This window comes from Burkholderia sp. 9779_493 (assembly GCF_015712215.1).
GTDB lineage: Bacteria > Pseudomonadota > Gammaproteobacteria > Burkholderiales > Burkholderiaceae > Burkholderia > Burkholderia cenocepacia.
Window position 1 is genome coordinate 44712 of record NZ_JACCQA010000008.1, and the last position, 26233, is coordinate 70944.

General features: G+C 67.0%; 22 protein-coding genes and 1 pseudogene. 14 read left to right on the top strand and 9 right to left on the bottom strand.

The window, feature by feature from the left end; translation table 11 throughout:
• Positions 1–2: 2 nt before the first annotated feature.
• Both gspE and gspD read right to left on the bottom strand, forming a co-directional pair.
• On the bottom strand, positions 3–1502 hold the full coding sequence (gspE, locus tag H0X95_RS10230; RefSeq protein WP_006490004.1) for a type II secretion system ATPase GspE: 1500 nt from the start codon (positions 1500–1502) through the stop codon (positions 3–5).
• Positions 1499–3832 (bottom strand): type II secretion system secretin GspD, encoded by a 2334-nt coding sequence (gspD, locus tag H0X95_RS10235; RefSeq protein ID WP_012492992.1) that lies wholly within the window; start codon positions 3830–3832, stop codon positions 1499–1501. The genes gspE and gspD overlap by 4 nt, the downstream gene beginning before the upstream one ends.
• Before the next feature lie 368 nt (positions 3833–4200).
• Here gspD and H0X95_RS10240 point away from each other — a divergent pair, with 368 nt between their 5' ends.
• Together H0X95_RS10240 and H0X95_RS10245 are read left to right on the top strand one after the other, a co-directional pair.
• Entirely contained in the window at positions 4201–4677 is a 477-nt protein-coding gene (locus tag H0X95_RS10240; protein ID WP_048988784.1) for a lytic transglycosylase domain-containing protein, read from the top strand.
• 153 nt (positions 4678–4830) lie between these two features.
• A complete protein-coding gene (locus tag H0X95_RS10245; RefSeq protein ID WP_196446038.1) occupies positions 4831–6141 on the top strand; it encodes a GTP-binding protein in 1311 nt (436 codons plus the stop codon).
• 129 nt (positions 6142–6270) lie between these two features.
• Here H0X95_RS10245 and H0X95_RS10250 read toward each other — a convergent pair whose 3' ends face one another.
• The gene (locus H0X95_RS10250) at positions 6271–6549 is read right to left on the bottom strand and encodes an HU family DNA-binding protein (RefSeq protein ID WP_006401505.1); all 279 of its coding nucleotides are present in this window, start codon (positions 6547–6549) and stop codon (positions 6271–6273) included.
• 388 nt (positions 6550–6937) lie between these two features.
• Here H0X95_RS10250 and mnmC point away from each other — a divergent pair, with 388 nt between their 5' ends.
• From mnmC to H0X95_RS10285, 7 genes are all read left to right on the top strand, one after another.
• Positions 6938–8869: a bifunctional tRNA (5-methylaminomethyl-2-thiouridine)(34)-methyltransferase MnmD/FAD-dependent 5-carboxymethylaminomethyl-2-thiouridine(34) oxidoreductase MnmC gene (gene mnmC / locus H0X95_RS10255; protein ID WP_059721131.1), complete on the top strand. Its 1932-nt coding sequence runs from the start codon at positions 6938–6940 to the stop codon at positions 8867–8869.
• A gap of 672 nt (positions 8870–9541) precedes the next feature.
• Positions 9542–10756 (top strand): cation:proton antiporter, encoded by a 1215-nt coding sequence (locus tag H0X95_RS10260; protein ID WP_006490002.1) that lies wholly within the window; start codon positions 9542–9544, stop codon positions 10754–10756.
• A gap of 14 nt (positions 10757–10770) precedes the next feature.
• Positions 10771–11886, top strand: coding sequence for a YbdK family carboxylate-amine ligase (locus H0X95_RS10265; protein ID WP_059721130.1), 1116 nt, complete (start codon positions 10771–10773; stop codon positions 11884–11886).
• A gap of 507 nt (positions 11887–12393) precedes the next feature.
• Positions 12394–13032 (top strand): MarR family winged helix-turn-helix transcriptional regulator, encoded by a 639-nt coding sequence (locus tag H0X95_RS10270; protein WP_006489994.1) that lies wholly within the window; start codon positions 12394–12396, stop codon positions 13030–13032.
• Between the two features lie 28 nt (positions 13033–13060).
• A complete protein-coding gene (locus H0X95_RS10275) occupies positions 13061–13771 on the top strand; it encodes a glutamine amidotransferase (protein WP_059721156.1) in 711 nt (236 codons plus the stop codon).
• A gap of 206 nt (positions 13772–13977) precedes the next feature.
• Positions 13978–15090 (top strand): NADH:flavin oxidoreductase/NADH oxidase, encoded by a 1113-nt coding sequence (locus tag H0X95_RS10280; protein ID WP_006496328.1) that lies wholly within the window; start codon positions 13978–13980, stop codon positions 15088–15090.
• A 177-nt stretch (positions 15091–15267) separates the two neighbouring features.
• Positions 15268–15798, top strand: a complete 531-nt coding sequence (locus H0X95_RS10285) for an SET domain-containing protein (RefSeq protein ID WP_006491632.1) — start codon at positions 15268–15270, stop codon at positions 15796–15798.
• A gap of 153 nt (positions 15799–15951) precedes the next feature.
• Here H0X95_RS10285 and H0X95_RS10290 read toward each other — a convergent pair whose 3' ends face one another.
• Both H0X95_RS10290 and H0X95_RS10295 read right to left on the bottom strand, forming a co-directional pair.
• The gene (locus tag H0X95_RS10290; RefSeq protein WP_012492237.1) at positions 15952–17436 is read right to left on the bottom strand and encodes a sensor histidine kinase; all 1485 of its coding nucleotides are present in this window, start codon (positions 17434–17436) and stop codon (positions 15952–15954) included.
• A gap of 120 nt (positions 17437–17556) precedes the next feature.
• Positions 17557–18249 carry a response regulator gene (locus H0X95_RS10295; RefSeq protein WP_006401494.1) on the bottom strand — a complete coding sequence of 231 codons (693 nt, stop codon included), beginning with the start codon at positions 18247–18249 and terminating at the stop codon, positions 17557–17559.
• A 122-nt stretch (positions 18250–18371) separates the two neighbouring features.
• Here H0X95_RS10295 and H0X95_RS10300 point away from each other — a divergent pair, with 122 nt between their 5' ends.
• Complete coding sequence (locus H0X95_RS10300; protein WP_006401493.1) at positions 18372–18602, top strand: DUF3717 domain-containing protein; 231 nt, start codon at positions 18372–18374, stop codon at positions 18600–18602.
• Between the two features lie 92 nt (positions 18603–18694).
• On the opposite strand, the gene H0X95_RS10305 is transcribed toward H0X95_RS10300, so the two are convergent.
• The gene (locus H0X95_RS10305; protein ID WP_256097641.1) at positions 18695–19072 is read right to left on the bottom strand and encodes a 4a-hydroxytetrahydrobiopterin dehydratase; all 378 of its coding nucleotides are present in this window, start codon (positions 19070–19072) and stop codon (positions 18695–18697) included.
• A 91-nt stretch (positions 19073–19163) separates the two neighbouring features.
• Positions 19164–20057, bottom strand: coding sequence for a phenylalanine 4-monooxygenase (gene phhA, locus H0X95_RS10310; protein ID WP_230878182.1), 894 nt, complete (start codon positions 20055–20057; stop codon positions 19164–19166).
• Positions 20058–20196: 139 nt separating this feature from the next.
• Here phhA and H0X95_RS10315 point away from each other — a divergent pair.
• Positions 20197–20682: pseudogene (locus H0X95_RS10315) on the top strand (Lrp/AsnC family transcriptional regulator); the annotation flags it as partial.
• Between the two features lie 38 nt (positions 20683–20720).
• Here H0X95_RS10315 and H0X95_RS10320 read toward each other — a convergent pair.
• Together H0X95_RS10320 and H0X95_RS10325 are read right to left on the bottom strand one after the other, a co-directional pair.
• Complete coding sequence (locus tag H0X95_RS10320) at positions 20721–21254, bottom strand: class IV adenylate cyclase (protein ID WP_006482724.1); 534 nt, start codon at positions 21252–21254, stop codon at positions 20721–20723.
• A gap of 204 nt (positions 21255–21458) precedes the next feature.
• A complete protein-coding gene (locus tag H0X95_RS10325; protein ID WP_012492239.1) occupies positions 21459–22358 on the bottom strand; it encodes a LysR family transcriptional regulator in 900 nt (299 codons plus the stop codon).
• Between the two features lie 188 nt (positions 22359–22546).
• Here H0X95_RS10325 and H0X95_RS10330 point away from each other — a divergent pair, with 188 nt between their 5' ends.
• The 3 genes from H0X95_RS10330 to H0X95_RS10340 all read left to right on the top strand — a co-directional run bounded on the left by H0X95_RS10330 (position 22547) and on the right by H0X95_RS10340 (position 26202).
• Entirely contained in the window at positions 22547–24232 is a 1686-nt protein-coding gene (locus H0X95_RS10330; RefSeq protein WP_059721129.1) for a GMC family oxidoreductase, read from the top strand.
• A gap of 438 nt (positions 24233–24670) precedes the next feature.
• Positions 24671–25450, top strand: a complete 780-nt coding sequence (locus tag H0X95_RS10335; protein ID WP_006477266.1) for an ABC transporter ATP-binding protein — start codon at positions 24671–24673, stop codon at positions 25448–25450.
• Complete coding sequence (locus H0X95_RS10340; protein ID WP_059721128.1) at positions 25447–26202, top strand: ABC transporter ATP-binding protein; 756 nt, start codon at positions 25447–25449, stop codon at positions 26200–26202. Before H0X95_RS10335 ends, H0X95_RS10340 begins: the two co-directional genes overlap by 4 nt.
• Positions 26203–26233 lie beyond the last annotated feature (31 nt).

The following is a 26233-nucleotide window of genomic DNA, read 5'->3' on the forward strand; positions in this document are numbered from 1 at the left end:
CGCTATGCGCCTCCCGTCACGCGCAGCACTTCCTCGAGCGACGTCGCGCCGGACGCGAGCCAGCGCTCGGCGTCGTCGCGCAGCGTGCGCATGCCTTCCGCGCGGCCGGCAGCCAGGATCTCGGCATCGGCCGCGTTGCGGTGGATCAGCGAGCGAATCGAATCGTCGATCACCAGCAGCTCGTACACACCGCGCCGGCCCGCATAACCGGAATGTCCGCACTTCGCGCAGCCGACCGGATGCCACACGGTACGGCCGTCCTCATGGCGCTCTTCCTTGCAGACCGGGCAGAGCTGGCGCACGAGGCGCTGCGCGAGCACGCCGAGCAGCGACGACGCGAGCAGGTACGGCTCGACGCCCATGTCGGTCAGGCGCGTGACGGCGGACGCCGCGTCGTTCGTGTGCAGCGTCGCGAGCACGAGGTGGCCCGTCAGCGACGCCTGCACCGCGATCTGCGCGGTTTCGAGGTCGCGGATTTCGCCGATCATGATCACGTCCGGGTCCTGGCGCAGGATCGAGCGCAGCGCGCGGGCAAAGGTCATCCCGATTCGCTCGTTCACCTGCGTCTGGCCGATGCCGGACAGGTCGTATTCGATCGGGTCCTCGACGGTCATGATGTTGGTCGTCGCGGTTTCGAGCCGCGACATCGACGCGTACAGCGTAGTCGTCTTGCCCGAACCGGTCGGGCCGGTGACGAGCACGATGCCGTGCGGGCGGCCGATCAGCTTGTCGAACTGGACGAGCGTGTCGCGGCCCATCCCGAGCGCTTCGAGGTTCAGGCGCTGCGCATCCTTTTCGAGCAGACGCAGCACCGCGCGCTCGCCGTGCCCGGTCGGCAGCGTCGACACCCGCACGTCGACCGGCCGGCCGCCGACGCGCAGCGTGATGCGGCCGTCCTGCGGCAGGCGCTTCTCCGCGATGTCGAGCTGCGCCATGATCTTGATCCGCGAGATCAGCGCGCCGTGCAGCGCCTTCTTCGGGCGCACGACGTCGCGCAGCGTGCCGTCGACGCGAAAGCGCACGACCGACGCATTCTCGAACGGCTCGATGTGAATGTCCGACGCCTGTTCGCGCGCCGCTTGCGTGAGCAGCGCGTTGATCATCCGGATGATCGGCGCGTCGTCTTCCGATTCGAGCAGATCCTCGACTTCGGGGATGTCCTGCATCAGCCGCGACAGGTCGACTTCGCCTTCGACCTCGCCGACCACCTGCGCGGCGCTGCCGTCCTGGCGCGCGTAGGCCTGGTTGATCGCCTGCGCGAGCTCGTCGGCCGGCACGCGATGCACGGCGATCGAGCCGAAGTTGCGCGCGATCTCCGCGAGCGCGGCGTCGCTCGTGCGTTCGCTGATCCATACCTCCAGCGTGTCGTCGAGCTGATGCGCGATCAGCACCTGGCCGCTCTTCGCGAAGCCGTACGGCAGCAGGCGCGCGGCGAGCGGCGATGGCGGCTGGCGTTCGCCCGGCGCGCCGTCGTGGGCGGAAGACGCGAGCACGTCGCTCACTGCGAGGCTCCCGGTGCGGTGGTCAGCGGCTGGGCCGGCACCGCCTGCTGCGGCACGCCCTGCGGCTGCGCGGGCGTGGCTTCCGGCAACGGCTGGGCCGGCACCGGCGCGACCTGGCGCTGCAACTGCTGGCGACGCATCTTGTCGAGATCGAACAGGTTGCCGGCCGGCGTGCCGCCCTGGCTCGGACCGATCGGCATCGGCGGGACGACCGGATCGTCCTTGTCGCGGATCACGTTGTTGTCCGACTTGTACGCGCCCGTCACACCCTGGATGTAGTCGTAGCGGTTGGCCGTGACTTCCTGCGCGGTGCTGCGATCGGAAATGATCACCGGGCGCAGGAACACCATCAGGTTCGTCTTCTGCCGCTGCTTCGATTCCGAACGGAACAGCTGGCCGATCCACGGGATGTCGCCGAGCAGCGGCACCTTGCTGTTCGACACCGCGTAGTTGTCCTGCATCAGGCCGCCGAGCACGATGATCTCGCCGTTGTCGGCCAGGATCGTCGACTGGATCGAGCGCTTCGTGAAGGTCGGGCCGGTCTGCGCGCTGGTGGTGCCGCTGACGACCGCCGAATCCTCCGTATAGAGCTGCAGCTTCAGGATCCCGCCGTCGGTGATCTGCGGCTTCACGTGCAGCGTCAGGCCGACGTCGCGACGATCGTACGTGTTGAACGCATTGCTCGTGGTGCCGCTCGTCAGGTTCGAGTACGAACCGGTCGCGATCGGCACGTTCTGGCCGACGACGATCTTCGCTTCCTCGTTGTCGAGCGTGATCAGGTTCGGCGTCGACAGCACGTTCGCGTCGCTCACGCCCGAGAAATACTGCAGCAGCGCGCCGAGGCCCTGCACGCCGAACATGTTGTGCAGCCAGCCGATGTTGAGCCCCTGGTTCAGCCCCGAAAGGTTGGCCGCGAGGCCGGCGCCGGTACTGCCCGCGGTGCCGGTCGTGAGGTTGATGATGCTGTTGCCCGCGACGTTGCCGGCCGCCGCGGCCAGGTTCGTGCCGCCGAGGAACTGGCCGCTCGCGACCTGCCACTGGATACCGAGTTGCCCCTGCGTCGTCGAGTTCAGCTCGACGATCAGCGCTTCGATATAGACCTGCGCGCGCCGCGCGTCGAGCTGGTCGATCACCGAGCGCAGGTTCCGGTAAACCGGATCGGACGCGGTGATGATCAGCGAGTTGGTGGCCGAGTCGGCCTGGATCATCCCGCCTGGCTGGTTGTCGTCACCGCTCTTGTCCTTGTCGCCGCCCAGCAGGCCGCCGCTGCCGATTCCGCCGCTGGACGAAGAACCGCTGCCGTAGGACGACGACGACGAGCCGCCCAGGCCGCCCGACGGCAGCGGCGGGGTGCCCGACGTGCCGGTCGAGAAGTTGCCGCTCGCCGACGAACCGCCGTTCTGGTTGAAGCTGTTCGCATCGTTGGACGACGCCGACGAGCCGCTGTCGTTGCCGCCCTTGCCGAGCATCCCGCGCAGCGTCTTCGCGAGCTTCACCGCATCGGCGTTGCGCAGCGGCACGACGTGCATGTTGCCGGGCACCGCGCTCGGCGCGTCGAGCTGCAGCGCGAGACGTTTCGCGGCCGCGAGGCGCGATCCGTTCGATGCGCGCAGCAGCAGCGAGTTGGTGCGCGGGTCGGCCGTGACCGACACCTTCAGCGTCGCGTCGCTGTTGCCGATCGCACCCGGGTCGAGCATCTTCTGCATCTGCGCGGCGAGGTCGATCGCGTTCGCGTTGCGCAGCGTCACGACCTGCACCTGCGCGCCCGCGGCGCTGTCGATGCCCGAGATGATCTGCGCGATGCGGCGCACGTTGTCCGCATAGTCGGTCACGACGATCGTGTTGTTCGCCGGGTAGGCCGTCACCGTGTTGTTCGGCGAGATCAGCGGCCGCAGCACCGGCAGCAGGTTGTTCGCCGATTCGTTGTGCAGCTCGAACACCTGCGTGATCACCTGGTCGCCACGCGCCTGCGGCGCATTGCCGACGTAGGTCGGCACGCCCTGCAACTTCGCGTCGGCTTCCGGCACGACCTTCAGCACGCCGTGATCCTGCACGAGCGCAAAGCCCTGCATGCGCAGCGCCGACTGCAGCGTCTTCAACGCCTGGTCTTCCGGCACCGGCCGTTCGGCCACGAGATTGAGCTGCCCCTTCACGCGGGGGTCGACGATGATGGTCTTGCCGGTCGCGGCGCCGATCGCTTTCGCGACCTGGTCGATATCCGCATTCACGAAATTGAGCGTGACCTGAGCGTAGGCGGCCTGCGAGACGATGATGCCGGCCACGAGCAGGGTCGTGGCAACACGCCGCATAACGAAGCGATTTCTTGTCATGGATGAATGGGTCGATGCCGGCTCAGGCCACTTCCGGCGGTAGTGCTGGGATCCAAGTCCGAAAGAGGCGACATTAGCAGTTTTTCATGTCCGAAATATCACATTGATCCGAGGACTGTCTCACATACGACATGTGTCCGGCGAACCGTATGCAATATGTAAGGATCCGCGTCGCCCTCCGCATGCCGGCCCTCTCCCTTGTTTTCGCGATGATCCGACACGGAAATGCGGTATAACCGGGCTGCCGTATTCCTGCCTGTCGCAATCTGACGGTCTGCCGGTATGATACGGGCGGCGCGTTTCTCGTCGCACTAATAACAGGCACGGGTTTTCCCGAGCTTCGCGCAATTCCTTTTCGCTTCCGCACGATGAACAGACGGTTCGCTTCGATCGCGTTGATCGCCGCCGGCGCGTGGTTCGCCAGCGGCAACGCACGCGCCGATTGTTTCGACGAAGCGGCCAAATATCAGCAGGTCAATCCGCTGATCCTGCGCGCGATCGCGTGGCAGGAGTCGCGCAACCGGCCCGGCGCGCTGAACAAGAACACCAACGGCTCGGTCGACTACGGCCTGATGCAGATCAATTCGATCCACCTGCCGACGCTGTCGCGCTACGGGATCGGCCGCGACACGCTGATGGAGCCGTGCAAGAACGTGTACATCGCCGCGTGGCATCTCAAGCAGAAGATGAATCGCTACGGCAACACGTGGCAGGCAGTCGGCGCCTATCATTCGGAAACGCCGTCGCTACGCGACAAGTACGCGCGGCAGATCGCCGGCATCCTGACGCAATGGAAGCTGCTGCCGCCCGCGCAGACCACGCAAGCCGCTCAAGCCGCTCAGTGATTCTGCGCCGCGTCACCGGCCGGCGCCGGGCCGGCCGCGCGCGTTTGATGCACAATGCGGGCTGACGCCGCCGTTTGGCCCGTGCGCGGGCCGATCGCGCCCCGGCAGGGCGCCGCGGCCGCTTTTTCATCTTTTCCGTTGGTGCATATCATCATGAATCCGGCAATGAAACAGCCGTTGCCCGTCACCGTGCTGTCCGGTTTCCTCGGCGCCGGCAAGACCACGCTGCTCAACCACGTCCTCGCGAACCGCGCCGGCCTGAAAGTCGCGGTGATCGTCAACGATCTCGCGGCGGTCAACATCGACGCGTCGCTCGTGCGCGATGCACAGGCGCTGTCGCACGTCGAGGAACGCCTCGTCGAAATGTCGAACGGCTGCATCTGCTGCACACTGCGCGACGATCTGCTCGTCGAGATCCGCAACCTTGCATCCGAAGGCCGCTTCGACGCGATCATGATCGAATCGACCGGTATCGCGGAGCCGATGCCGATCGCCGAAACCTTCACGTTCGTCGACGACGACGGCGCGTCGCTGTCGTCCATCGCGCGGCTCGACACGCTCGTCACCGTGGTCGACGCGTACAACTTCCTGCGCGACTACGGCTCCGACGACGCGCTCGCGACGCGCGGCATCGCCGCGTCGGAAGACGACGACCGCACGCTCGTCGAACTGCTGATCGAGCAGATCGAATTCTGCGACGTGCTGGTGATCAACAAGGCCGACCTCGTCGGCGCGGACGATCTCGCGCGCCTGCAGCACATCCTCGCGCACCTCAATCCGCGCGCGCACCAGGTCGTGTCGACGTTCGGCAACGTGCCGCTCGACGAAGTGCTGAACACCGGCCGCTTCGATTTCGACGAAGCCGCGAACGCGCCGGGCTGGCTCGCGTCGCTCGATCACGATCACACGCATTGCGACGACCCCGACTGCCATGACGACCATCATGCGCACGTGCACGGCGAAGCCGACGAATTCGGAATCGGCAATTTTGTTTACCGCGCGCGCCGGCCGTTTCACCCGGCACGACTCTGGGCGCTGCTGCATCAGGAGTGGCCGGGCGTGCTGCGCAGCAAGGGTTTCTTCTGGCTCGCGACGCGCAACGACATCGCGGGCTCGCTATCGCAGGCGGGCGGCGTGTGCCGGCATGGCCCGGCAGGCTTGTGGTGGGCGGCGCAGGATCGCGCGGAATGGCCGGACGACGACGAGTTGCTCGCCGAAATCCGCACGGAATGGCTGGGCGATCTCGACGATCGCACGGTCGGCGATCGCCGGCAGGAACTCGTGCTGATCGGCATCGCGCTCGACGCCGACGCGTGGCGCGCGAAACTCGATGCGTGCCTGCTGACCGATGCGGAGTTCGCGCTCGGCGCGGCCGGATGGGCGGCGTTCGACGATCCGTTCCCGGCGTGGGATGTCGATTCGCACGACGACGATCACGGCGACACGCAGATCGTGCACGCATGATCGCTTGGTAACGGCTTGTAAAAGTAACCGTTAACTTTTGCAAGAGCGGCGCGAACTGTGGCGAAAATGCCGCGCGCGCCCAACAAAAAACCCGCCGAGAGGCGGGTTTTTCCTGGAACAGGCGCGGGTTTAACGCTTGTTGACGGCGTCCTTGAACGCCTTGCCAGCCGTGAACTTGACCGTCTTGGCTGCCGGGATCTTGATGGTTTCGCCCGTCTTCGGGTTGCGGCCCGTACGTGCTGCGCGCTTGCCCGAACCGAAGCTGCCGAAGCCGATCAGCTGAACCGCATCACCCTTCGACACGGCCTTCTTGATGACTTCGAGCAGCGTGTCCAGCGTTTCGCCGGTTTGAGCCTTGCTGGCGCCCGTTTGGGCGGCGACGGCGTCGATCAGTTCCTGTTTGTTCATTAAGGTTCCTTTATCAGGTTAGGTTGACACGAACAGCGCGAACGCGCCGATTATACGTGCGCGAACCGTGCCGTCGAGAGTCAGACTCCGACGACACAGCGCCGAATCCTGGCCCGCGCGACGCGCCCTCCGGCTTGCCGGCGGCCACCCCGCGGTACGGCGTTGCTATGATAGCGCAGCGCAAACCCAATAACGACAAGGGTTTCAAAGATTTTCATCGGTATTTCGCCGAATGAATCGTCGATTGCCCGTTTTTTGACCTGCGCCAACCGGACAGGATACGCAGCGCGGTCCGCCCGACCGTCGCCCCGTTGGCTTTTCCCAACGGCCCGTCGGACGGTCTCCCGCAATCCCTTGCCAGGCTTGGCTGCCACGTTTTTTGTTTCGCATGCCCGACCGACTTGTTTCCGCCACGCTCGCGCTTTGCGACGACGGCACGCTCGTTTCGCCCGAGTTCGGCAAGCTCCATCGCGGCGCATCCGGCACGCTCGCGCACGCGCATCGCGCGTTCGTCGCGGGCAACGGGCTGCCCGCGCGCTGGCAGCGCCGCCGAACGTTCACAATCGTCACGACGGGATTCGGCGCGGGCGCCGGCTTCCTCGCCGCATGGGCCGCGTGGCGCGGCGATCCTGAGCGCTGCGAACGGCTGCACGTCGTCGCGGTCGAACCGCACCCGTTGTCGCGCGACGACCTGCGCCGCGCGGTGTCGCATATGGTTGCAGACACAACCATATCGGCAGACGTCGACGCATTGATCGATGCATGGCCGATGCTGGTGCCGGGCCTGCACCGGCTCGAATTCGACGCAGGGCGCGTGGTGCTCACGCTCGCGTTCGGCGATGCGATCGAGCTGTCGAAGAAGCTCGTCGCGCGCGCCGATGCATTTTTTCTCGATGGCGCCGCGGCGTCGAGCGACGGAATTCGCGCGCTCGCAAAAATGGCCGGCGAGCACGCAACGTTTGCGACGCATGCAACGTCCGATGCCGTGAAACACGCGCTCGGCGAGACAGGTTTCACGTTCCGCGAAGTCGACGGTCGTCTCGTCGGCGAATATGCGCCACGCTGGCGCGCGCGCCGGCACGAACCGCCGCATGCATTGCCCGTTGCAGTACGCCGCGCGATCGTGATCGGCGCGGGCCTCGCGGGCTGCGCGGTGGTCGAACGTCTGGCCGCGCGCGGCTGGGACGTCACGTTGATCGAGCGGCACGAACGAATCGCGCGCGACGCGTCGGGCAATCCGGCCGGCGTTTTCCATCCGTTGATGACGCGCGACGACAACGTCGCGAGCCGGCTCACGCGCGGCGGCTTCCTGCACGCGATCGCACGCTGGCGAGCCCTCGAACGTGCGGGCCATGCCTTCGCACGCAGCACGCGGGGGATGATCCATCTCGCCGAATCGGCCGACGATTTCGCGCGGATGCGCGACGCGTTCGATGCCTTCGGTGCGCCGTCCGACTACGTGACGCTGCTCGACGCCGATGCCGCGCGTGCGCACCTGAACCTGCCGGTCGCGCATGGCGGGCTGCTGTTTCCGCACGGCGGCGCCGTCTGGCCGGCCGGGCTGTGCGCCGCGCAATGCACGGCGGCCGGCGAGCGTGTGCGCCTGCTTGCGTCCACCCGCGTCGCGCGGCTCGAGCGGCGGGACGACATCTGGCATGCGCTCGACGAGACGGGCGCCACGCTGGCCGACGCGCCCGTCGTCGTGCTCGCGAACGCGGGCGACGCCGCGCGCCTTGCCGGATTGCAGCACGTCGCGCTGCAACCGGTGCGCGGCCAGCTCACGCTGCTGCCGCCGGGCACGACGGCGCCGCTGCCGTGCCCGGCGATCGGCGACGGCTACGCGATCCCGCTCGACGACGGCACGCTGCTGATCGGCGCCACCTTCGAGCCGGACGACACCGATCCCGCGATGCGCGCGGCCGGCCACGCCGAAAACCTCGAGCGCGTGCGGCGCCTGCTGCCGGGCCTGATCGGCGAGTGGCCGGAGCCCGCCACGCTGCGCGGCCGCGTGGCGTTCCGCTGGGTCGTCGGCGATCGCCTGCCGCTCGTCGGCCCGCTCGCCGACGAAGCGCAGGCCGTTGCGAACGCACGCGCGCTGGGCGGTGCGCAGGCGCGCGACCTGCCGCGCATGCCGGGCCTCTACGGTGCATTCGGCTTCGGTTCGCGCGGGCTCGTGTGGGCGGCGCTCGGCGCCGAACTGATCGCGTCGCAACTCGAAGGCGAACCCTGGCCGCTCGAGCGCGAGCTCGCCGACGCGATCGATCCCGCCCGCTTCCTGATCCGCGCACTGCGCGCCCGCCGCGTCGGTTCGACCGGCTGACCGGTCGCACGCCTGCGTCACAGTTTCCCGATTTTTCCGCGCAAGGTTATCCACGCGATGCTGTGGATAACCGCGCGGAATCCGCGCGCACTTCGTGTGCAATCACAGTGGACGTAAACTGGGCAACTCGGCACAGCTGTGCAGCGGCCCGAAAGTTGCTCAACTCAAATGTCTGTGCACGAACAGCCTGTGCAACCGGTTATGGTTTCGCCAACACCTTGATCTGCCAGCGTAAACCGGAGTTATCCACAGAACTGTGCGTCCTTTGTTAACTTCTACTACGTATATATACAAGTAAACCTTTGAAACCAAAGACCTGCGGTGCCGCACAGCGCCGCGAGTCGATTCAATCGGTTCCGGAGCGAAAAAGCTGTGGCACAATCGGTTTCCTTCGCGTTCGTTCGGCCAGGCGCCGAACATGCTTCAATGGAACGGTCGGCACGATTTCGAATCAGAATCCTCGAGACTGCGCAGTCCGTTCACACACCAGGCCGACAATCCAGATCGGCAACCTGAACGACGTTCCGCCCTGTGGTGGAACAGGCGGACCCCATGTACCGCCGTCGTCGAGCACAACAATCACATTCGGGGCGATACCCAGCCGGCGCGCATCCATTCCTGTCGCTTGACCCCGCGTCGCTGGCGGTTGCTTCCAAAGGAGAAGTCACCACGATGAAGTCGGCGTTCTCATTCCTGCCCAACTGGCCGCTTACGCCGGATGCCGTGTTCTGGGCCGGGCTCGCGCTGTTCGCAGCCGGCCTGTGCGGCGAGCTGTGCTATCGCGCGTGGCGCCTGCCGCGCATCACCGGCTATGCCGTGATCGGCCTGATCGCCGGTTCGTTCGGATTCGGCGTGATCGACGCGAGCACCGACGAAACCTCGCGGCTGCTGATGGACGTCGCGCTCGGCCTGCTGCTGTTCGAACTCGGCAGCCGCCTCGACCTGCGCTGGATCCGGCGCAATCCGTGGCTCGTCGCGTCGAGTCTCGCGGAAGCCACGCTGACCTTCGTGCTCGTGCTGTTCGTGATGCTCGCGCTCGGTGTATCGGGCATGGTCGCGCTGGTGCTGTCGGCGATCGCGATCGCGACGTCGCCGTCGATGGTGATCCAGCTCAAGACCGAACTGCGCGCGGAAGGGCAGGTATCGCAACGCCTGATCACGCTCACCGCGCTCAACAGCGTGTATGCGATCGTGCTGACCAAGCTCGTCACGAGCTGGCTGCACCAGGAAGCGTACGGCAACGTGTTCGCGACGATCCTGCAGCCGCTCTACCTGCTCGCCGGTTCGTTCATCGTCGCGTATCTCGTCGCGCGTTCGTGCAATTACCTGTTCCGTCACATGACCGCGACGATGCGCGACGAGCATTCGTTCGTCGCGCTGTTCGGGCTCGTGATGCTGGCGATCGCCGTCGCGCAGGCGCTGAAGCTGTCGACGCTGCTCACGCTGCTGCTCGCCGGCATCATCGTGAAGAACCTCGAAGCACGGCCGCAACTGTGGCCCGAGCATTTCGGCACGGCCGGCTGGCTGCTGACGGTGGTGCTGTTCGTGCTGACGCTCACGTCGTTCACGTGGGGCGACATCGCGCTCGGCGGGCTGCTCGCGATCGTGCTGATCGTCACGCGGCTCGTCGCGAAGCTGGCCGGCGTCGTCGCGTTCGCGAAGCCGAGCGGCCTCGGGATGAAGCAGGGCGTCGCGCTCGGCATCGCGCTCACGCCGATGTCCGCGCTGTCGTACCTGCTCGTCGACGATACCTACCAGCTTTATCCGAATTTCGACCCGCACCTGCGCGCGATCGTGATGTGCTCGATCGTGATCCTGCAGCTCGTCAGCCCGTTCGTCGTCTATCGCTGCCTGTCGGCGGTCGGCGAACGCAGCGACGGCAACTGATTCCGGAACCTGCCATGGCACTCGAAACCTTCGTCAATTCCGAACCGTTCACGTTCGGCGTCGAACTGGAGATCCAGGTCGTCAACACGCACAACTACGACCTGACCAAAGCGGCATCCGATCTGATGCGCCTGATCCAGGGCGAGACCTTTCCGGGCAACATCACGCCGGAAATCACCGAAAGCATGATCGAGCTGTCGACCGGCATCTGCCATTCGCACGAGCAGGCCGTCAGCGAGCTGCATGCGATCCGCGACGTGCTCGTGAAGGCGGCCGACCAGCTCAACGTCGGGCTGGCCGGCGGCGGCACGCATGCGTTCCAGCAATGGAGCGACCGGCAGATCTACGATGCGCCGCGCTTCCAGTACATCTCCGAGCTGTACGGCTATCTCGCGAAACAGTTCACCGTGTTCGGCCAGCACGTGCACATCGGCTGTCCCGATCCCGACAGCGCGCTGTTCCTGCTGCACTCGATGTCGCGCTTCATTCCGCACTTCATCGCGCTGTCCGCGTCGTCGCCGTTCGTGCAGAACGTCGACACGGGCTTCCATTCGGCACGCCTGAATTCGGTCTTCGCGTTCCCGCTGTCGGGCCGCGCGCCGTTCGTGCTCACCTGGGACAGCTTCGAGGAGTACTTCACGAAGATGGTGAACACGGGCGTCGTCAACTCGATGAAGGACTTCTACTGGGACATCCGGCCGAAGCCCGGCTACGGCACGATCGAGGTGCGCGTGATGGACACGCCGCTGTCGGTCGATCGCGCCGCGGCGATCGCCTGCTACATCCAGACGCTCGCGCGTTACCTGCTGACCGACCGGCCGCTGAAGCTGTCGGAGGACGACTACCTGGTCTACACGTTCAACCGTTTCGAAGCGTGCCGCTTCGGGCTCGAAGGCACCTGCGTGAATCCTCAGACGGGGGAGCGCCGCACGATCGCGGAAGACATCCTCGACACGCTTGACCGGATCGCGCCGCATGCAGCCGAGCTGGGCTCGCGCGCGGCGCTCGACGAAATCGGTGCGCTCGCGAAGGCGCGCGTGAACGACGCATCGTGGTTGAGAACCGTTTTCAAACAGGAAAAATCGCTGAACGAGACGGTCCGGCAGCAGTGCTTACGTTGGCGTGAGTGAAAAAATGTTTTGCAGATTGCAGGATCGACCGAACCGGGATTCGCTGAACGGCGCTCGGCGCCGTGTCCCGCCGAAATCGTTGCCAGGCGTCCTCAAAATCTGTGGATAACCCGATATTCCACTGCAAAGTCAACGCTCTGCAGGCGGGATAACCCGGTGGACCATTACCATGCGGCCGATGGCCGATTCGAACAGGACAATGCCGGCGCGCCCCGTTTTGTGGGCGCGCGACATTGCGCGCACAACGAAAAATGACGGTTATCCAGTGATTTTCCACAGAATGCAGGGGATAACTTAGCTGTGCGATTTTCCGCTCTCGCTTAGAATGTCGGCTTTGCGGACACCGGAACGACGCGTGTCTCTCCGGTCGCCGCGAACGCGACCGCCGCGTGTGCCTCGCGACGGCCGTGCTGACGCACTCGAGAGAGTGTGTCTGTTTTGAGATAGACATTCGATCTCCACACTACGGCTGCTCGGCAATCCGGGCGGCGGCAAAGCGAAAAGACTATGAGCGAAGGCGTTTACGGGAACCAGGCTGCGGGACGTGTGACCCACAGCTTGCTGCGGTTGAGCACGGCCATGCGGAGCGAGGCATGGGATTGGGCGGAAGGCGCTGGCCTCACGCCGACGCAGGGCGAGATTCTCGTGCTGCTGCTGCAGCGCAAGGGCCCGATGCGGCTCGGCGAGATCGCGCGCGAGACGCAGCTCACCGCGGCCACCACGAGCGATGCGGTCAGCACGCTCGAGACGAAGGGGCTCGTCGAGAAGCGCCGTGCGCTGGACGACGGCCGCGCGCTGGCCGTGCGCCTGTCGGCGCGTGGCCGCACGGCCGCGAAGAAGGCACTGCAGTGGCCTGAATTCCTGACGAAAGCGGTCGGCAAGCTCGGCGCGGACGAGCAGGGCACGCTGTATCGCGCGCTGCTGAAGACGCTGCGCGAGCTGCAAGTGGCCGGTGCGACGCCGCCGCAGCGCATGTGCCTCACGTGCACGCATTTCCAGCCGGGCAAGCCGTCGAAGAAGACCGTGCATCACTGCGCGGCGCTCGACATCGCGATGTCCGACAGCGATCTGCGTCTCGACTGCTCGGTGCAGGAAGAAGCCGACGCGGCGACGCAGAAGAAGACCTGGAAGATTTTCGCAGGCTGACGTCCGTCGATCGACCGGGAGGCCGATGATGAACGCTGAAGTCGTGGCGATCCGCCACGTGCATTTCGAGGATCTCGGGAGCTTCGAGCAGGTGCTCGGCGAACGCGGTCGACGGGTGCGCTATGTCGATGTCGGATCGTCGCGGGTCGAGGTGCTCGACGTGCGCGAGCCGTCGCTGTTGGTCGTGCTCGGCGGGCCGCTCAGCGTGTACGACGATGCGCAGTATCCGACGATCGCGCCGCTGCTGGCGCTCGTGCGCCAGCGTATCGACGCGGGATTGCCGATCCTCGGTATCTGCCTCGGCGCGCAGTTCATCGCGCGGGCACTCGGCGCACGCGTCTATCCGGCCGCGCAGCACGAACTCGGCTGGGCGCCGCTGACGCTCACCGACGCCGGCCGTGCATCGCCGCTGCGCCATCTCGATGGCGCGACGACGTCGATGCTGCACTGGCATGGCGATACGTTCGACCTGCCGGGCGGTGCGATCCATCTCGCGTCGACGCCGGCCTGCCGCCACCAGGCCTTCGCCTGGGGGCAGCACGTGCTGGCGCTGCAATGTCATCCCGAGATCCGCACCGATCGCTTCGAACCGTGGCTGATCGCGAACGCCGGCGAAATCGCCGCGACGCCCGGCGTCGACGCGCGCCAGCTGCGTGCCGATACCGCGCAGCACGGGCCCGTGCTCGAGGCGGCCGCACGGCGCATGTTCGCGGAGTGGCTCGGCAGCGTCGGGCTCTGACGTCGCGGGCGGCTCCGCCCGCTGCACAGGTTCGGCCCGACCCGCATCCGTTGCGGGCCGGCGCCTCGCCGTACACCGCGCATTCCGCGTACTGCCGGCGGCCGGCCGTACCTGACCATCCGCTTACTGCCGATCGCGCCATCTGCACGCTTCAGGCGTGCGTGCTACGCTCGTCCGCTCTTCCCCTTTCCTGACGAGCGGCTTCCATGACTGCGCTGTTTTCTCCGTTCACGCTGCGCGGCGTGACCCTTCCGAACCGGATCGTGATTTCCCCGATGTGCCAGTACTCGGCCGAACGCGGCGAAGCGACCGACTGGCACATGATTCACCTCGGCCATCTCGCGCTGTCGGGCGCGGGGCTGCTGTGCATCGAGGCGACCGCGGTGGAACCCGACGGGCGCATCACGCATGGCGACCTCGGCCTGTGGGACGACGTGACCGAAGCCGCGCTGAAGCCGGTGCTCGCCGCGATCCGCAAGCATTCGCCGGTCCGTATCGCGATGCAGTTGTCGCATGCGGGGCGCAAGGCGTCGAGCGCGGCGCCCTGGGAGGGCGGCCAGCTCGTGCCGGTCGCCGATGGCGGCTGGTTGCCGCATGGACCGTCGGCCGTGCCGCACAAGGACGGCGAGACGCCGCCCCTCGCGCTCGATGCCGCGGGCCTGAACCGCATCCGCGAAGCCTTCGCGGCGTCGGCGAAGCGTGCCGCGCGGCTCGGCATCGATGCGATCGAAGTACACGCGGCGCACGGCTACCTGCTGCATCAGTTCCTGTCGCCACTCGCGAATCAGCGCACCGACGAATACGGCGGCTCGCGCGACAACCGGATGCGGTTTCCGCTCGAGATCTTCGAGATCGTGCGCGCGGCGTTTCCGGAAGACCGGCCGGTCGGCGTGCGCGTGTCCGCGACCGACTGGGTCGAAGGCGGCTGGGAGCTCGACGATACGATCGCGTTCGCGCACGAACTGAAGCGCCGCGGCTGCGACTGGATCGACGTGTCGTCCGGCGGCGTGTCGCCGCTGCAGAAGATTCCGCTGTCGCCCGGCTACCAGGTGCCGTTCGCGCAGGCCGTGAAGCGCGCGGTCGGCATGCCGACGATCGCGGTCGGGCTGATCAACGAGCCCGCGCACGCGAACCGGCTGATCGAGGCCGGCGATGCCGATTTCGTCGCGATGGCGCGCGCGATGCTGTACGACCCGCGCTGGCCGTGGCACGCGGCGGCCGAGCTCGGCGCGCAGGTGACGGCGCCGCCGCAATACTGGCGCTCGCAGCCGCGCGAGCACAAGGCGCTGTTCGGCGACGTCGCATTCGGCCAGCGCTGAGGACATCGCGCAATATTGCGCGCGATGTTGAACGAAGCAATCTTGAACGTGTAGGATGCGGGTGATTCGCCGCATGCCCCGACGCGGCACCAACCGGTGCCGCGTTTTCGTTTTGCGCGGCGCCCGGCCGCGATCGCGGCTGCTTCCCTTCAGGTCGTCTTCACAAGGATTGGTTCGATGAGTTCACGCAGGATCGCGGTGCGCCGCTCGGGAGTACACGGCAAGGGCGTGTTCGCCGTGGCGCCGATCAAGGCCGGCGAGCGCGTAGTGGAATACAAGGGCGAGCGAATCTCGTGGAAGGAAGCGCTGCGCCGTCATCCGCACGACCCGAGCGAGCCGAACCATACGTTCTACTTCGCACTGGACGAAGGCGGCGTGATCGACGGCAAGATCGACGGCAACAGCGCGCGCTGGATCAACCATTCGTGCGCGCCGAACTGCGAAGCCGAGGAAGTCAAAGGCCGTGTGTACATCCACGCGCTGCGCGACATTGAACCGGAAGAGGAGCTGTTCTACGACTACGGCCTCGTGATCGACGCGAAGCTGACGAAGAAGCTCAAGCGCGAATACGCGTGCCACTGCGGTGCGGAGTCGTGCCGCGGCACGTTGCTCGCGACGTCCGACGAAGGCGGGAAGAAGAAAAAGAAGAAGGACAAGAAGGACGGCAAGTCGGCGTCCGGTTCGAAGGACAAGAAGCACAAGAAGTGATGCAGGCGGCAGCGCATCGCGCGCTGTCGCTGTCGTTTCAGCCGACGGTTGCCGCATCATGGCGGCCCGTCATTCGCTTTCCGTCTTTCCGTTCCTGTTCCGGCGGGCTGCCCGGTCGACGGGCACGCGGTTGCCTGCCGAACATCGCGCCGCTCAGTGCGTCGGCGCCGCGGCCGGCGTTTCGCTGGCCGGCTTCTCCGTACGCGCGGCGAGCGGCACCCGCACGACGAAGCGCGAGCCGCCTTCCGGTGCATCCTCGTACGACACGGTGCCGCCGTGCATCGCGATGATGTCGTGCACGATCGCGAGCCCGAGCCCGGCGCCCGTCTCGACGCCATTGCCGCTTTGCGCGTCGCCACGGAAGAAGCGCTTGAACAGGTCGGCCTGCTGGTTCGCGGGCACGCCGGGGCCGTTGTCCTCGACGACGATCTCGGCGGCCGGCTGGTTGCCCTCGAGCGCGGCACGCGCGACGTTCACCGTGATCCGCGCGCCGTCCGGCCGCGCGAGCGGCACGTACTTCAGCGCATTGTCGAGCAGGTTCGCGATCACCTCGCGCAGCAGCACCGGGTTGCCGCGCACGATCAGCTTCTCGTCGTCGCCCGGGTCGTCGCTGCGCTGGAAGCCGAGGTCGACATGCGACGCGAGCGCGCGCGGTACCCATTCAGCGCCCGTCTCGAACGCCATCGCCGCGAGGTCGACGTCGACGAAGCGCGCGGCCTGTTCGCCCGGCTCGGCACGCGCGAGCGACAGCAGCTGATTGGACAGCCGCACCGCGCGGTCGGCGGCCGCGCGCAGCTCGCGTACCGCGGCGAAGGTCTGGTGCGGGTCGCGCGCGACGGCCGCCTGCTCGGCATGCAGCTTCACCGCGGTGAGCGGCGTGCGCAACTGGTGCGCGGCGTCGGCGATGAACTTGCGCTGCGCGTCGAGCGCGGTCTTCAGACGGCCGAGCAGCGCGTTCATCGCGCTCGTCAGCGGCCGGATCTCCAGCGGCACGTCGGTTTCGTCGACCGGCTCCAGCGACGTGTGGGTCTGCCGGTTCAGCGAATCCGCGAGATGCGTGAGCGGGCCGAGCTGCTGGTTCACGACGCGCCACACGATCCCCCAGCCCGCGAGCAGCAGCAGGAGCAGCGGCATCATGATCGCGACGAGGAATTCGGCCGCGATCCGGTAGCGGTGCCGCACCGGCTGCGCGACTTCGACGACCATCGGCTTGCCGCCCTCGACGTCGTCGACGCGCACCTGCGCGACCCGCACCGCGCGATTGTCGTACTCGGCCTCGAACACGTACGCATGGTGCATGCGGCGCACGTTGATGCCCTGCAGCGGCAGTTTCGGATCGCCGGCGAGTTCCTGTTCGCCGTCGCTGATCCGGTAGATCAGCGCTTCGGCCGGATCGGAGAACATCGCCTGCGCGAGCGGCGGCACCGTGAACGGCGCGTCGGGGCCGGCGATCTGGATCTGTTTGGAGATGGCGGTCGCGAGATCGGCGAGCGAGCGGTCGATCACGTGCTGCGTGTACTGCCACGCGAGCCAGTAGGCGATCAGGCCGCTCATCAGCGCGAGCATCGACAGCGGGGCGGCGAGGCGCCGGAGCAGCGAGCGGCGCAGGCTGGTGGTCACAGCCGGATCAGGAGACATTTCGACGGGTAAATGGATGAGCGCCGCTCACGGGGAGCGGCGCGGTCGTGCGCCGGGCGGCGACGCGCAAGCCGCACACAGGCGCGCCGCGGCACGCGGCCGGCCGGCGCGCGGCGTCGCTCAGACGCTCGCCGTCTGGCGGATTTCCTGCAGCAGGTAGCCGAAGCCGCGCACGGTGACGATTTCGACCCGGCACTGCTCGAGTTTCTTGCGCACGCGGTGCACGTAGACTTCGATCGCGGTGTCGCCGAGATCGCCGCCGAAGTGCGTGAGGTGATCCTGCAACTGCGCCTTGCTGACGACGCGGCCGTGACGCAGCAGCAGCATTTCGAGCACCGCGAATTCGCGCGGCGATAGTTCGAGCGGCTTGTCGTCGTTGAAGATGCGGCGGTCGACGCCCGACAGGCGGACGCCGCCGAGCGACACTTCCGGACGCGGCATGTCGCTGTGCGGGCCGCTGCGGCGCATCACCGCGCGGATGCGCGCTTCGAGCTCGGCCGGCTCGAACGGCTTGAGCATGTAGTCGTCGGCGCCGGAGTTCAGGCCCTGGATCCGGTCGTTCAGCTCGTCGCGCGCGGTCAGCACGATCACGGGCGTGTGGCGGTTGGTCTGCCGGAAGCGCGTGAGCAGCGTCATTCCGTCGATGCCCGGCAGGCCGAGGTCGAGAATCACGAGTTCGTGGCGGTTCTGTGCCAGCGCCTGTTCGGCAAAGATGCCGTCATGCACCATGTCGACGGTGAAGCCAGCCTGCTCGAGGCTGCTCTGGATACCGCGTGCGATGGGGCGGTCGTCTTCGATCAGAAGGAGTCGCATGAAGTTCGCTCAAGTACAATGGGTTGGCGGTTCAGGCACGCGGACAGCACGACGCCGTTTCCACAGGGGCGCCGCCTCGCCTGACATCAAGCATGGCGGCCAGCGAACGATTAGATCCAATCATGTCCGATATTTCGATCCACGACCTAGAAGCCGCGATCAATTTCTGGCGCGCCCGCTCGCCGTCGAGCGGCGACGAACTCAAACTCTGCGAAGAGGCCAGCGCGCTTTCCAAGCCGTATGCGCTGCTGATTGTACAGCGCGAAAGCGCGCTGCAACTGGAAGGTTTGGACCCCAAGGCACGGAAAGCGTACGAGACTTACGTGCGCCTTAAGGATGGCTTGGAAAGCTGAAGGCTTTCGCTGAGTACATCCTAGAAAACGTTCATCGAAATGAAAAGTTGACGCGCCGCGCACCGAAAGACGCGCGGCGGTAGAGGCGGGACTCAGGCGCCGGGTTGCGCGTGCGTCGCGGCGCCGTCGATGAAACGCGCGAGTTCGATGTCGCGTTCGGTGAGGCCGTCGGCATCGTGGGTCGACAGCGTGACGTCGACACGGTTGTACACGTTGAACCATTCCGGATGGTGGTTCATCTCCTGCGCCTTGATCGCGACGCGCGTCATGAAGCCGAATGCCTCGTTGAAATCGGCGAAGCGCAGGCGGCGCTGAATCGCGTCGCGGCCCGGTACGGCGGTCCAGTGCGGCAGGCCTTCGAGCCGGGTCTTGCGTTCTTCGGATGTGAGCTTGTGGATCATCTTGCACCTCTCGTTCGGTAACGGCGCCCGCACGCGGCTGCACCGCGCGGCGAGGCCGGCATCGTTCATTGTTTCATAGTTGCGGAAAGGGCGACGGGTTGGCGGCGACGGGCCGCTGGCCGCGGGCGGTCGGCGCCGCGGTGTCGCGGCGCCCGGTGCATCACGCGTCGGCGTCGTCGGGCCAGCCTTCGCCCGTGCCGCGATGCAGCACGCGGTCGGTGTCGAGCACCGCGCCGGCCGCGAATTCGGGCAGCGCCGCGAGCCGGTCGGCCAGCGCGCGGCCGTCGACGTCGGCGAGCGCGAACAGTTGCGCGAAATCGTCGATCACGAAGTAGGTCTTCTGGAACGTGTCGATCCGGTACTTCGTGCGCATCACGCGCTCGAGATCGAACCCGAGGCGGTTCGGCGCCGCGCTTTCCAGGCTGTACAGGCTTTCGCCCTTGCTCGACACGATCCCGGCGCCGTAGATCGACAGCCCGTCGGTCCCGCGCGGGTCGCGGATCAGCCCGAATTCCACCGTATACCAATAGAGGCGCGCGAGCCGCGCCAGCGCCGCTTCGTCGTCGGCGACCGCGAGCGCGGTGCGGCCGTACGCCTGCATGTAGTCGGCGAACACCGGGTCGATCAGCAGCGGCACGTGGCCGAACAGGTCGTGGAAGCAGTCGGGTTCCTGCAGGTAGTCGAGCTGGTCGGGGCGACGCATCCACCAGGTGACGGGGAAACGCCGGTTCGCGAGGTGCTCGAAGAACACGCGGTCGGGCACGAGGCCCGGTACCGCGACGATTTCCCAGCCGGTCGCGGGCTTCAGCTGGCGATTCACGTCGGCGAACGACGGCACGTGATCGGCCGGCAGCTCGATCTTGCCGAGTCCGGCGACGAACGCGTCGCACGCGCGGCCGCGCAGCAAGGCCGACTGGCGCGCATAGAGCTGCTTCCACACCGCGTGGTCGACCTGGCCGTAGCAGTGCAGCGGCTGGTCGATGGTGAAATCGGCGCGGGTTTCGAGGCCCGCATCGAACTGCTCCTGCAGTTTCGCGGTGACGACGGTGGACATGATCAGGCTCTGCACGCTGTGGGTTGGGACCATGCAAGTGTAGAGCGGGCTGCGCGCGGATTGGGCGCATAGTTGGCGTTGATTTGCCGAATGATGCGATAATCACGCATCAAAACACGAATCAATGCGGAGAAATCTCATGCTGGAACTCGATCACTTCGACCTCGCGCTGCTGGACGTGCTGCAGCGCTTCGGTCGCGCGACGCATCAGCAGCTGGGTGAGGAGGTGCCGCTGTCGCCGTCGCAGATCGGCCGGCGGCTGCAGCGGCTCGAGGCGGCCGGCGTGATCGAAGGCTACCGCGTGATGCTGCGCCCCGAAAAGCTCGGGCTCGGCGTGACCGCGTTCACGAGCCTGAAGCTCAAGCATCACGGCGATTCGATCATCGAGCAGTTCCAGCAGCAGATCGACGTGCTGCCCGAAGTGCTCGAATGCCATGCGGTGGTGGGCGATGCCGACTATCTGCTGCGGATCGTCGCGCCGGATCTCAACGCGCTGTCGCAGTTCGTGATGAAGAAGCTGATGCGGGTGCCGGGCGTCGACAGCGTGCGCTCGAACATCGTGCTGACGACCTTCAAGCGCAACGGCGCGCTGCCGCTCGCGCACCTGGCGCCCGGCGCCGGCGCTGAAGGCGGCACGCGCGGCGCGCCTTCAGCGGGGCCGGATCAGGCCGTTTCGGGCTGGGCGTCGGCGTTCAGCAGATCGACGTACGCGACCGCGACGAGATCCTCCTGCGCCACGCCGAGCTTCGCGAATACCTCGTGCGCTTCCGCTTCGCCGCCGGCTTCGTCGTCGTCCGGGCCGAGCACGACTTCGAGTTCGATGAAATCGCCGAGCCCGTCGACGCGGTCGAGATGGATGCGCGTGCGGCCCGCGAGGTACACGTGCCGCTCCTTCGTCACGATTCCGCGCGTAGTCAGCGCGGTCGCGAGCAGCGAATGCATCGCGTCGGGGTTCGTCACCGGGCTGCGCGTGTAGTACGACGCCTTCGGGCCGTCGCGGTCGTCGCGCTGGTAGAAGATCAGCTCGGCCGGCGTGCCGTCCTCGAAGCGGCGCAGCTTCAGCCGGCCGCGCGGCACGTCGTAGAAGAAATCCTGCTGGCGGTAGAACAACGGCGCTTCGGTCGCGAGTTGAGCCGCCTGTTCGCGCAGCCGGTCGAATTCGCGGGCGCGGGCTTTGATCTCGATGTTGCGGGCCATGCGGGTCTCCTTCAATCGGGGTCTCGCGGTGTGCGAACGCACAATCTAGCAAAAAGCCTGCGATGGTGGCGTGACGAGCGGGCGGGGGCGCGGCGACACGACGCGGGGCGGGCGAGGCGGTGATTCGGCCCGCGACGGCGATCCGCGGGATGCATCACGCACCGATACCCGATGCGCAATCGGCCGCATCGACATCAGCAATGCTCATATCGCCCACTGCGCTTCGATCAGCCGCAACGCGGCCGCGATCGCCGGCTCGTCGCGCCGCTCGGCGAGCGTCACGAACGTCAGTTCGGTCGGCACCGTCACGTGCTCGACGATCGTCAGCGCATGCGCGTGCGCTTCGGCCAGCGCGGTCGAATCGCGTGCGAGCGTCAACCCGATCCCCGATTTGACGAGATCGAGCATCGACTGCTCCTGGTCGACCTCGGCGACCTTCACCGGCTGCGCGCCGGCGTCCGCGAAACGCCGCGACAGCAGCCGGTGGTGCGCGGACGCCGGCGGCGTCCAGATCCACGGCAGCGCGGCGAGCGCCCGCCAGTCGTGCGCGCGCTGCACGCGCTCCTTCCAGCCGGCGGGCGCCAGGACGCGATATTCGAAGCGCGTCAGCGTGACGGTGTGGAACAGCGCTTCGTCGCGCGGCGAGTCCTCTTCGGGACGGCCGATGTAGTAGCCGACGTCGAGCGCCCGCGCACGCACCTGTTCGATCACCCAGCCCGACATCCCGTGCCGCAGCGCGGTCTCGATCTGCGGATGGGTCTCGACCAGCGCACGCAGGAAGCCGCCGAGCCGCAGGAACCCCGGATCGAGGATCGTGCCGATCCGCAGCCGGCCGCGCACCTCGTGCCGCAGTGCGGCGGCGGCGCGCTGCACGTCGGCGGCCGCGGCCAGCGCCCGTTCCGCATGCGGCAGCAGCGTCTGGCCGTCGCGCGTGAGCGCGAGCCCGCGCGACGTGCGTGTGAACAGCGCGACGCCGAGCGTTTCCTGCAGATGCTTGATCTGCAGGCTGACGGCCGGCTGCGTCAGGTGCAGCTGCGCGGCGGCGCGCGTCAGGTTGCCTTCGCGCGCGACCGTCGCGAACGCGCGGAGCAGGGTGAGATCCATCGTTGTGATATGAGCGCGGCTTATAACGCAGTTCAGCATAACTCATTGGATCGGCGGCCGCGCGCGGGAGTACGCTTCATCGGGTCGCGGCGCGCGGCCTTGAGCGCGGCGCGCGACACGACGCACTATGCTGAACATGCGCGCGGCATCGCGCCGCGCGGCGCACAACAAGCAGAAGGGGACACGCCGTGAGTACTCAACGCACGCTCGAGGGCGAATTCGACTACGTGATCGTCGGCGCGGGCACCGCGGGCTGCGTGCTCGCGAACCGCCTGACCGAGGATCCCGACATCAGCGTGCTGCTGCTGGAAGCGGGCGGCAAGGACGACTACCACTGGATTCATATCCCGGTCGGCTATCTGTACTGCATCGGCAACCCGCGCACCGACTGGCTGTACAAGACGCAGCCCGAAGCGGCGCTCAACGGCCGCGCGCTGTCGTATCCGCGCGGCCGCGTGCTCGGCGGCTGCTCGTCGATCAACGGGATGATCTACATGCGCGGCCAGCGCGAGGACTACGATCACTGGGCGCAGGAAACCGGCGACGCCGGCTGGTCGTGGGACAGCGTGCTGCCGATCTTCAAGCGCAGCGAGGATCACCATGCGGGCGCGAGCGACGCGCACGGCGCGGGCGGGTACTGGCGCGTCGAGAAACAGCGGCTGCGCTGGGAGATCCTCGAATCGTTCGCGCAGGCCGCGCAGCAGACGGGCATTCCCGCGACCGACGATTTCAACCGCGGCGACAATGCCGGGGTCGGCTACTTCGAAGTGAACCAGAAGCGCGGCGTGCGCTGGAATACGTCGAAGGGGTTCCTGCGGCCGGCGATGGCGCGCCCGAACCTGACCGTGATCACTGGCGCGCATGCGCAGCGCGTGATTTTCGACGGTCGGCGCGCGGTCGGCGTCGAGTATCACGGCGGCGGCACCGATTACGTCGCGCGCGCGCGAGCGGAAGTGCTGCTGACGTCGGGCGCGGTGAATTCGCCGCAACTGCTCGAACTGTCGGGCATCGGCGATGGCCGGCGGCTGCAGGCGCTCGGCATCGGCGTCGTGCAGGATCTGCCCGGCGTCGGCGAAAACCTGCAGGATCACCTGCAATTGCGCATGGCGTTTCGCGTCGACGGCGTGCGTACGCTCAATACGCTGTCCGCGCACTGGTGGGGCAAGCTGATGATCGGCGCCGAATATGCGCTGCTGCAGCGCGGGCCGATGTCGATGGCGCCGTCGCAGTTGGGCGCATTCGCGAAATCGGATCCGGACGATCCCGCACTCACGCGCCCCGATCTCCAGTATCACGTGCAGCCGCTGTCGCTCGAACGCTTTGGCGAACCGCTGCACCGCTTCAACGCCTTTACGGCGTCGGTTTGCCATTTGCGGCCGACGTCGCGCGGCAGCGTGCACGTGACGAGCGCCGATCCGGGCAGCGCACCGGCGATCGCGCCGAACTATCTGTCGACCGACCACGATCGGCACGTCGCCGCGAACGCGCTGCGCCTCACGCGCCGGATCGCGTCCGCACCGGCGCTTGCGCGTTATCGCCCCGAGGAAATCCTGCCGGGCCCGCAGTACCGGACCGAGGCCGAACTGGTCGACGCGGCCGGCGCGGTGGGCACGACGATCTTCCACCCGGTCGGCACGTGCCGGATGGGGCGCGCGGACGACGCACGCGCGGTGGTCGACAGCCGGCTGCGCGTGCGCGGCATCGCCGGGTTGCGGATCGTCGATGCGTCGGTGATGCCGTTCATCACATCGGGCAACACCAATTCGCCGACGTTGATGATCGCCGAGCGCGCGAGCGACATGATTCGTGCCGACCGCCGCGCGGCGCGCGAAGCGACGGCGGTGCGAACCGAGGCCGCGGTGACGGCTGCGTGACGACCCGCTGACACGCATGCCAGCGGGCAGTCATGCGGACGCCCGCTGATTCGCTATGCGAAACAAGCTGCCGTCGCGTCCGTTCGAACGGCAAGATCCCTGCAAGCCGCGTCGTCGCGCGGCTTTTTTTCGTCGAGCGCGCGCGTGCCGGATCCCGCAGCAGGTCAACGCGTGATGATGCACGTGTCAAAAAAGCGCGGTGCAAAACCGCACGCAGTCGCGGCCGATATGGCGGCCAGCCCTATAAGTGCAAATCCCGATGATTGCACTGCACCAACGGCGCGACAATGTTCTGTAATGTGCATACGCGTCGGCGCGGGAGACCAACCCTCGAGGCGTACCACGGCGCCCGGGGGCAGCCCGCTGATCCGCTGACCTGTTCGCGGCCGCCTGCGCCAGGCATCCCGGTGCTTCGCCTGACTTCGTACGGAAGGGAACATGATTCTCGGCGACACGATTCTGGAAACACGCGGACTGACGAAGGAATTCAGGGGCTTCACCGCCGTGAACGGCGTCAACCTGCGTGTGCGGCGCGGTGCGATCCACGCATTGATCGGGCCGAACGGCGCGGGCAAGACCACCTGTTTCAACCTCCTCACCAAATTTCTGACGCCGACGGCCGGCCAGATCGTCTTCAACGGCATCGACATCACCGACGAGCGGCCCGCGCAGGTCGCGCGGCGCGGCATCATCCGCTCGTTCCAGATCTCGGCCGTGTTCCCGCACCTCACCGCGCTGCAGAACGTGCGCATCGGCCTGCAACGCGCGCTCGGCACCGAATTTCATTTCTGGCGCAGCGAGCGCACGCTGAAGCGGCTCGACGATCGCGCGATGGACCTGCTCACGCAGGTCGGCCTCACCGATTTCGCGCACGTGCCGACCGTCGAGCTGGCCTACGGCCGCAAGCGCGCGCTCGAGATCGCGACGACGCTCGCAATGGAGCCCGAACTGATGCTGCTCGACGAGCCGACGCAGGGGATGGGCCATGAGGACGTCGACCGCGTGACCGCGTTGATCAAGAAGGTCGCGAGCGGGCGCACGATCCTGATGGTGGAGCACAACATGAACGTGATCGCGGGAATCTCCGACACGATCACCGTCCTGCAACGCGGCGAGGTGCTGGCCGAAGGCTCGTATGCGGAAGTGTCGAAGAATCCGCTCGTCATCGAGGCCTACATGGGCAGCGCCGACGCGGCGCTCGCGGGGGCGCACGCATGAAGCACAGCGAACGGGAGGAACGCGAATTGAGCGGCGTCGAGAGCGGTACGCCTGCGCTGGAGATCACGGGCCTCGAGGCCTGGTACGGGGAATCCCACATCTTGCACGGTGTCGACCTGACGGTGCATCGCGGCGAGGTCGTCACGCTGCTCGGCCGCAACGGCGCGGGCCGCACGACGACGCTGCGCGCGATCATGGGCCTCACGGGCCGCCGCAGCGGGTCGATCAAGGTTGCCGGCCACGAGACGATCGGCCTCGCGACGCACCGCATCGCGCATTACGGCATCGGTTACTGCCCGGAGGAGCGCGGGATCTTCGCGAGCCTGTCGTGCGAGGAGAACCTGATGCTGCCGCCGCTGATCGGGCCGCGCGAACACGCGATGTCGCTCGACGAGATCTACGCGATGTTCCCGAACCTCGCGTCGCGCCGGCAGAGCCAGGGCACGCGGCTGTCCGGTGGCGAGCAGCAGATGCTCGCGGTCGCGCGGATCTTGCGCACCGGCGCGAACCTGCTGCTGCTCGACGAGATTTCCGAGGGCCTCGCGCCGGTGATCGTGCAGGCGCTCGCGCGGATGATCGTCGCGCTGAAGGCGCGCGGCTACACGATCGTGATGGTCGAACAGAATTTCCGCTTCGCCGCGCCGCTTGCCGACCGCTTCTACGTGATGGAGCACGGCAGCATCGTCGAGCATTTCCGCGCGTCCGAACTGGAAGGCAAGATGCCGACGCTGCACGACCTGCTCGGGGTGTGACGCCGCTCCGATTCCCTTGCCGCTGGCCGTG